We start from the raw sequence: 6,626 nt of genomic DNA, 5'->3' as shown, positions 1-6,626 counted from the left end.
ACTAACGTATGGCCGGTTTTTTGTTATCTGACGGTGGGTTAGCTAGCGGCGTGTGAAATTTTACTACCCAGTTTCTGCACATCCTGGCCAAAGCCGCGCGTGGTGTTACAGCCGCTCAATGCTGCTGTGACCAGCAGCGCTACTACGATTGTTGTTATACGTTTCATCATCGTTACCAGCAGGTGGTTGATAAACAGGTGCGATAAGTTTCTACTTTGTCATAACCGCAGGTAAAAATTCAATCCTCGTATAGCCTGAACCAGCTGATATCGTTTGAGATTATGTTGCTACCTATGTGTGTTAGCTTCGACCTGATGTGGCTCTGTTACTGCACAGAGCTAGACCTAATCTCACAGGCAGTTTTGTGCCAAGAGCGAACGTTGCTCATGTAACAGTTAACCTACGGGTATTGGTCATTAATGCTGGTTGATATTGTATTGTCATGAGTGATCAACCTCAGATTGAGGTGGGACTCACTTATAGTCGCGTGTCCACTATTGATGGGTAAGATCAATTTTCAGTGAACGTTTTTTGTCAGAGCATTAATTTCGTGGAAAACGATAAAATGAAGATAGGAAGAAATGATAAGTGCTGGTGCAATTCAGGACTTAAGTACAAAAAGTGCCATCTCGATCGAGACCGTGAAACTCCGGTATCCAAAGCCGAAGCCCTGAAGTTTTCAAAGTCTAATTCGCAGAGGAAGGCGTGTTATGCGCCAGCATCCATGCATGAAGATTGTGATAAACGCATCGTTCAGGCGCACACTCTGTCTAAGAGTAGCAGCCTTAAAGCGATTGCTGACCCTGGTAATCATGTCATGGGGGTGGTAATGAACCTTCCGAGCCTGATGAGAAACAACGGAAGATGGGTTCCCGAGAAGATCGGTATCAATCAGGCATCCACTTTTACCGGCTTTTGTGCCGTTCACGACAGAATCTTATTTTCATGCCTAGAGAACGAAAAATTTACAGGCACGGACGAGCAGTGTTTTGCCCTAATGTTTCGTTCGTTGTCTAAAGAAATTTATGCCAAGGAGGGGGGGCGGCGGTCTTCCGATTTTGCTAAAAATGCCGATAAAGGAAAGCCACAGGCCGACCAGCTTTATATTCAGGAATATGTCAGCCTGCATCAAAGCGGTCTGAATGCAGCAATAACTGAACTGAATAATCTTAAAACTAGCCTCGACCGCATTCTGCTTAGAAGACAGTTTTCAGAAATTGAAAGTGTTATCTTCACTTTTTCAGAGCCATTACCCATTGCGGTTTCGTCAATTCTGTCACCGGAGAGGGATTTCGATGGCACTGAGATTCAGGATTTGAACGATCTTACCGTGTCGGCGGAACAGGTCTGCTTCAATGCCTTTTCCGGCGAAGGTAAGGGATATATAGTGTTCAGTTGGCTGGGAACTTCAGCAATAATCAGACGTTTTGTGCGGTCACTGATTAAGGTTCCAACTGACAGGATTTTCAATACCCTCCTGTATTTTTTCTTCACAAAAGCTGAAAATACATACTCATCTCCTGAGTGGTGGGACAGCCTCAGTGATAAACAGCGAGAGAATATCGGCAATATGATTATGTCGGGCGTTGAATTTTTTGGTAGCCCTATATCACGGGTCGATCATTCCGTTGATTATAACGCTGCTGCGCTTGCAGAGATAAGATGCAGCAACAGCGAGATTTCCAACTGAATGTTTTCACGCCATTAGAAAAAAGGAGGGGGCTTATCAGTCGTTCCGAGATTGTAACGATAAGATGGCACCGTCTGCTTGCTGCCAGATAGGCATCTTTGCTGACAAACTTAGTTAAGCAACTGATTTCCACTTTGGCGGAGGTTATCAGGTTGAGGATGCTATCTGCAGACGGGTTATAATAACTGGATACCTGATAGGTACTCCCCCCGATTGTTATTGACCAGCTCCCCGTTGATTAAGACACCTCAATGTTAGTCATGAAGTTGTTGGAGTTACGAACTTCCATTCTTCGCTCATTACAGCCTGTCAGATGTGGTTGTATTCTGTCCGCGAAAACTATCAGTTCAAGCCTGAGTTAATGCTGCTTATGGCCGCTGAAAAGGGTTCCTAGCCACTTGAGGTACCGCACAATACCCTGTGACTGATGAAGTATTCTGACAACAATGACGCTATCTGTTTCGTACAGAAAAAATAGCGTATGTCTGACGAGGGGAAATGAGTGCAAACCTTGCCCAAGCTCCTTACGTTTGATGCCTATCTGATGGGAAAGGGAGGCGGTTCGCAACAAGCGTTGTAAGCGTTGCAAAAAGAGAACCAGAAGGGAAAGCAATGGGCAGATTTACCAGAGAAAACCTGCCCACGGAATGATTACTACTCTTCCGCCAGAAACAGCTCCAGCAGGGAGTTCAGAAACAGTTTACCGTGTTCGGTGATTTGCCAGTGGGTGGCGGTTTCCGTGAGGTAGCCTTGTGCCAGCGCCTGATCCAACTGCGAGCGAATGCTGTGTTCTTCCAGACCGGTATAAGCCGTGAAATCCGCGCGTGGAGCGGCTTCCAGCAGGCGAAAGCGGTTCATGAAAAACTCAAAAGGCCGATCATCGTTGGCAACATCGTGTTGCTTATCCATGTACGTGCCCTGCATATAGCCACGTGGATGACGGACTTTTACCGTGCGCAGAATGCGGCCGTCGCTGAAAGTCAGCTTGCCGTGCGCCCCACAGCCAATCCCTAGATAGTCACCGAAGCGCCAGTAGTTCAGGTTGTGCTGGCACTGGTAGCCCGGTTTGGCATAGGCGGAGGTTTCATACTGCTGGTAACCCGCTGCGCTCAGTAGTGCGTGACCCTGCTCGTAGATGTCCCACAGTGCGTCATCATCCGGCAGTGTAGGCGGACGTGAGCTAAACAGCGTGTTGGGCTCGATGGTTAACTGATACCACGATAAATGCGGCGGGTTGAGCGCAATGGCCTGACGCAGGTCGTCCAGCGCTTCGTCCAGTGATTGATCCGGCAGGCCGTGCATCAGATCCAGATTAAAACTGCGTAATTTCAGACCGGTTGCTAGCTGTGCCGCGCGCTTGGCCTCTTCTGGGCCGTGAATACGCCCAAGACGCGTCAGCTTTTGCGGATCGAAGCTCTGCACGCCGATGGAGATACGGTTAATCCCTGCGCGTTGATAACCGCTGAAACGGTCGGCTTCGACTGTACCGGGATTGGCTTCCATCGTAATTTCAGCATCTGGCGTTAACGGGATTCGCGCCCGAACGCCGTCGAGCAGTGCCTGCATCGCTTCCGCGCTTAGCAGGCTAGGTGTGCCACCGCCGATAAAAATTGAGTGCAGTGCGCGGCCACCCGCCAGCGGCAAATCGGCATCCAGATCCGCCAGCAGATGATCGACATATTCCTGATGCGGCACATCGCCTTTCAGCGCATGCGAGTTGAAGTCGCAGTACGGGCATTTCTGTACGCACCACGGAATATGAATGTACAGGCTGAGCGGGGGAAGCTTAAGCATTGCGTAGCGCATCCAACAGCAGGCGCAGCGCCTGACCACGATGGGACTGCGCGTTCTTCTCTTCACGCGTTAATTCTGCCGCCGTTTTACCCAGCCCAGGGACGAAGAAGATGGGATCATAGCCAAAGCCACCGCTGCCAGAGGCGTGGTGTGTCAGCACACCCTGCCAACTGCCGTGGCAGACAATCGGTGTCGGGTCTTCCGCGTGGCGCAGATACACCAGCACGCAGTGGAAGCTGGCGCGGCGTTGCTCATCCGGTACATCTTTTACTGTCAGCAGCAGCTTATCCAGATTTTGCTGGTCGCTGGCCTCTACGCCCGCGTAGCGTGCCGAGTAAATGCCCGGTGCGCCGCCCAACGCATCGACAGCCAGCCCTGAGTCATCGGCAATGGCTGGCAATCCGGTGATTTTCGCCGCATGACGTGCTTTCAGTATGGCATTTTCGATGAAGGTCAGGCCGGTTTCTTCGGCGGAATCCACGCCTAGCTCGGTTTGAGCCACAATATCCAGACCGAAATCGGCCAGCAAGCTGGCGAGCTCGCGCACTTTACCGGGGTTTCCGGTAGCCAAAACCACTTTTTGCATCGTCTTGTCCTGCGTGTTTATTCAATGAATTCCGCGACGTCAGCCGGGATGTGCTGCGGATGGGTAATTCTAATCTGTTTATGCCGTCCGAGTTCGCCTTTTTCAATCACGACCAGACTCTTGGCGACCCGAAACTGTTTGGCGAGGAATTTGGTTAGATGGGCATTAGCCTGCCCATCAACCGGTGGAGCGGTGATGGCGACTTTCAATTCGTCGCCATGCAAACCCACGATCTGATCGCGGCTGGCTTTCGGCTGAATATACAGCCGAATCACCAACGCATCGCCGTGGCGGGTAATCGCACTCACAGCAGGAACCACAGCCCCGGAAACAGGTCCATGCCCAGATAGTTGAGCATATACAGAATCAGAATCACGGCCATGGCAGAGAAATCAATGCCGCCCATCACAGGAATAATGCGGCGGAGCGGTGCCATTAGCGGCTCGGTCAACTGATGCAGCAGATACTCAATGGGGCTACGACCCTGGCTGACCCAGCTCATGATGGAACGGATAATGATGACCCAGAAGACCAGATAGCCTGCGGATTTAATCAGCGAAATGAGCCCGACCAGCAGGTTCATTGGGCTAAGAGAGATGGCGCCAACCTGAATCAACAACAGTAACGGGTATTTGATCGTCGTCAGGATAAAGGCCAGCAGCAGTGAGGCGCTGTCAATCGGCCCCAGCGACGGCAGAATTCGGCGCAGTGGCCCGACAATCGGCTGGGTGATTTTGACGACAAACTGCGACAGTGGGTTATAGAAATCACTGCGTGACCACTGCATCCAAATGCGTAGCAGCAGGACCATTACATAGAGGTCGACCAGCGTTTTGACCAGAAAAGTCAGGGTGAGCATAAGTACGTCTTTTCCTTAATAAGATAAAGAATCGGGGGCTCGCTTTTGATTAAAAAAGCGTTTCCATTTCCTGTGCGCGAGCAATTGCCGCCTGCATGGCCTCGGCCACGGTTTGCGTCAACTGCTGTTCGTTAAACACCCGCAGGGCTTCTGCCGTGGTGCCCCCCTTGGAGGTGACATTTTCCCGTAAGGTCGACAGCGGTGTATCGGGATTAGCTTCAACCAGCGCAGCAGCGCCGGACGCGGCCTGTTGCACCAACAGGCGAGCGGTTTCTTGATCGAACCCTTGGCGAATGGCTTCCTGCTGCATCGCTTCCATAAACAGGAAGAAATAGGCCGGTGCGCTGCCCGCTGCGGCGATCACGCCGTTAATGCCAGATTCGCTATCTACCCAGCAAATTTTACCAACGCTCTGCATCAGTTGTGCGGTGAAGTCTTTATCGTCCTGACTGACGGATGCGGGGGCGTACATTCCGCTCATCCCTTTTCCGACCAGAGACGGCGTGTTGGGCATAATGCGCACGATATTCAGCGGCTCACCCAGCAGCGCCTGGAAACGGGCGATGTTGATTCCCGCGGCAATCGAGAGCACCAGCTTGCCCGCGAAATTGATCTGTTCATGTAACGGTTCGCAAACCGTCGCCATCATTTGCGGTTTGACGGCCAGAACAATGACGTCCGCTTCCTGAGCGCAGCGTGCATTATCTGCGCTACTGATGACGCCATATTGTGCAGCCAGCGCATCGCGGTTTTTACCCGAAGGCGCGCAAACGCTGATGTGTTGAGCGGGATAACCGCCGTTGACCAACCCGGCGATAATGGCCTGCGCCATATTTCCGGCACCAATAAACGCTATTTTACGTTGCTGCATCTGCATTATCGCTGATCACCTGTTCCGTTTGTATTCTGTCTAAAGATGACGTGCTGTTTAGGGCATACCTTCTGTTTATGCGCCTTTGACTGTTCATGCTTTTGGGGATGAATAGTCTCGCGCGCCAAAGACTGCCGTACCAATGCGCACCAACGTGCTGCCTGCGGTAATCGCCGCACGCATGTCGTCCGTCATCCCCATAGAGAGTGTATCAATATGCGGATAATTTACTGACAATGTTTGGAACAGCGCTGTCATTTGTTTAAAAACAGCAAGCTGCCGCTCGTGATCCGTTTCCGGTGCCGGAATGGCCATTAACCCGCGCAGGCGTAGGTTAGGCAAAACGGCGACGCTGGCGGCGAGTTCTGCAAGTTCATCCACCATAATGCCGGATTTGCTCGGCTCATTGCTGATATTAATCTGCAACAGAACATTTAACGGCGGCAACGTGGTTGGACGCTGTTCACTCAGACGCTGTGCGATACGCAGGCGATCCACGGTGTGAAACCAGTCAAAGTTCTCCGCTACCAGCCGACTTTTATTTGACTGTAACGGGCCGATAAAGTGCCATTCCAACGGTGTGTCCGGTTGGCTTTCCTGGAAATAATGAATTTTCTCCACGCCTTCCTGGACATAGTTTTCGCCGAACGCACGCTGACCTGCCGCAATGGCTTCTTCGATCGCGCTCACAGGTTTGGTTTTACTGACTGCAAGTAGCGTAATTTCTTCTGGTGCGCGTGCGCAATGCACAGCGGCGGCTGCGATTTGCTGCTGGATGTCCTGTAGATTCTGCTGGATTGTCATCATGGTTATTCAGGAGGTTAAT

General features: G+C 51.4%; 9 protein-coding genes. 1 reads left to right on the top strand and 8 read right to left on the bottom strand.

The features are described 5' to 3' along the window. Positions 1 to 38: 38 nt before the first annotated feature. Positions 39 to 167, bottom strand: coding sequence for an entericidin A/B family lipoprotein (locus A0G03_RS17460; protein WP_010279129.1), 129 nt, complete (start codon positions 165 to 167; stop codon positions 39 to 41). 398 nt (positions 168 to 565) lie between these two features. Between A0G03_RS17460 and A0G03_RS17455 the strand changes: the two genes are divergently transcribed. Further along, a complete protein-coding gene (locus A0G03_RS17455) occupies positions 566 to 1,690 on the top strand; it encodes an SEC-C domain-containing protein (protein WP_223254644.1) in 1,125 nt (374 codons plus the stop codon). A 358-nt stretch (positions 1,691 to 2,048) separates the two neighbouring features. On the opposite strand, the gene A0G03_RS17450 is transcribed toward A0G03_RS17455, so the two are convergent. From A0G03_RS17450 to A0G03_RS17420, 7 genes are all read right to left on the bottom strand, one after another. Then, positions 2,049 to 2,279 (bottom strand): type II toxin-antitoxin system RelE/ParE family toxin, encoded by a 231-nt coding sequence (locus A0G03_RS17450; protein WP_262983998.1) that lies wholly within the window; start codon positions 2,277 to 2,279, stop codon positions 2,049 to 2,051. Positions 2,280 to 2,344: 65 nt separating this feature from the next. Beyond that, positions 2,345 to 3,484 carry a radical SAM family heme chaperone HemW gene (gene hemW / locus A0G03_RS17445; RefSeq protein WP_048262119.1) on the bottom strand — a complete coding sequence of 380 codons (1,140 nt, stop codon included), beginning with the start codon at positions 3,482 to 3,484 and terminating at the stop codon, positions 2,345 to 2,347. Continuing rightward, on the bottom strand, positions 3,477 to 4,070 hold the full coding sequence (gene rdgB / locus A0G03_RS17440; RefSeq protein ID WP_048262117.1) for an RdgB/HAM1 family non-canonical purine NTP pyrophosphatase: 594 nt from the start codon (positions 4,068 to 4,070) through the stop codon (positions 3,477 to 3,479). Before rdgB ends, hemW begins: the two co-directional genes overlap by 8 nt. Positions 4,071 to 4,087: 17 nt before the next feature. Further along, positions 4,088 to 4,378: a DUF167 family protein YggU gene (gene yggU, locus A0G03_RS17435; RefSeq protein WP_005974847.1), complete on the bottom strand. Its 291-nt coding sequence runs from the start codon at positions 4,376 to 4,378 to the stop codon at positions 4,088 to 4,090. Next, the gene (locus tag A0G03_RS17430; RefSeq protein ID WP_010295003.1) at positions 4,375 to 4,929 is read right to left on the bottom strand and encodes a YggT family protein; all 555 of its coding nucleotides are present in this window, start codon (positions 4,927 to 4,929) and stop codon (positions 4,375 to 4,377) included. Before A0G03_RS17430 ends, yggU begins: the two co-directional genes overlap by 4 nt. 49 nt (positions 4,930 to 4,978) lie before the next feature. Further along, on the bottom strand, positions 4,979 to 5,800 hold the full coding sequence (gene proC / locus A0G03_RS17425) for a pyrroline-5-carboxylate reductase (protein ID WP_048262138.1): 822 nt from the start codon (positions 5,798 to 5,800) through the stop codon (positions 4,979 to 4,981). Positions 5,801 to 5,893: 93 nt separating this feature from the next. Then, positions 5,894 to 6,607 (bottom strand): YggS family pyridoxal phosphate-dependent enzyme, encoded by a 714-nt coding sequence (locus tag A0G03_RS17420; protein ID WP_048262115.1) that lies wholly within the window; start codon positions 6,605 to 6,607, stop codon positions 5,894 to 5,896. Between the last annotated feature and the right edge of the window lie 19 nt (positions 6,608 to 6,626).

This window comes from Pectobacterium peruviense (assembly GCF_002847345.1).
Classification (GTDB): Bacteria; Pseudomonadota; Gammaproteobacteria; order Enterobacterales; family Enterobacteriaceae; genus Pectobacterium; species Pectobacterium peruviense.
The sequence above is the reverse complement of the archived record's forward strand: the minus strand, read 5'-3'. Positions and strand labels throughout refer to the sequence as shown.

Bases quoted from the DNA above. Each gene is read 5' to 3' on its own strand.
- A0G03_RS17455 (WP_223254644.1), top strand. From the start codon at position 566: ATGAAGATAGGAAGAAATGATAAGTGCTGGTGCAATTCAGGACTTAAG.
- A0G03_RS17420 (WP_048262115.1), bottom strand. From the start codon at position 6,607: ATGATGACAATCCAGCAGAATCTACAGGACATCCAGCAGCAAATCGCA.
- rdgB (WP_048262117.1), bottom strand. From the start codon at position 4,070: ATGCAAAAAGTGGTTTTGGCTACCGGAAACCCCGGTAAAGTGCGCGAG.
- hemW (WP_048262119.1), bottom strand. From the start codon at position 3,484: ATGCTTAAGCTTCCCCCGCTCAGCCTGTACATTCATATTCCGTGGTGC.
- proC (WP_048262138.1), bottom strand. From the start codon at position 5,800: ATGCAGCAACGTAAAATAGCGTTTATTGGTGCCGGAAATATGGCGCAG.
- A0G03_RS17430 (WP_010295003.1), bottom strand. From the start codon at position 4,929: ATGCTCACCCTGACTTTTCTGGTCAAAACGCTGGTCGACCTCTATGTA.
- A0G03_RS17460 (WP_010279129.1), bottom strand. From the start codon at position 167: ATGAAACGTATAACAACAATCGTAGTAGCGCTGCTGGTCACAGCAGCA.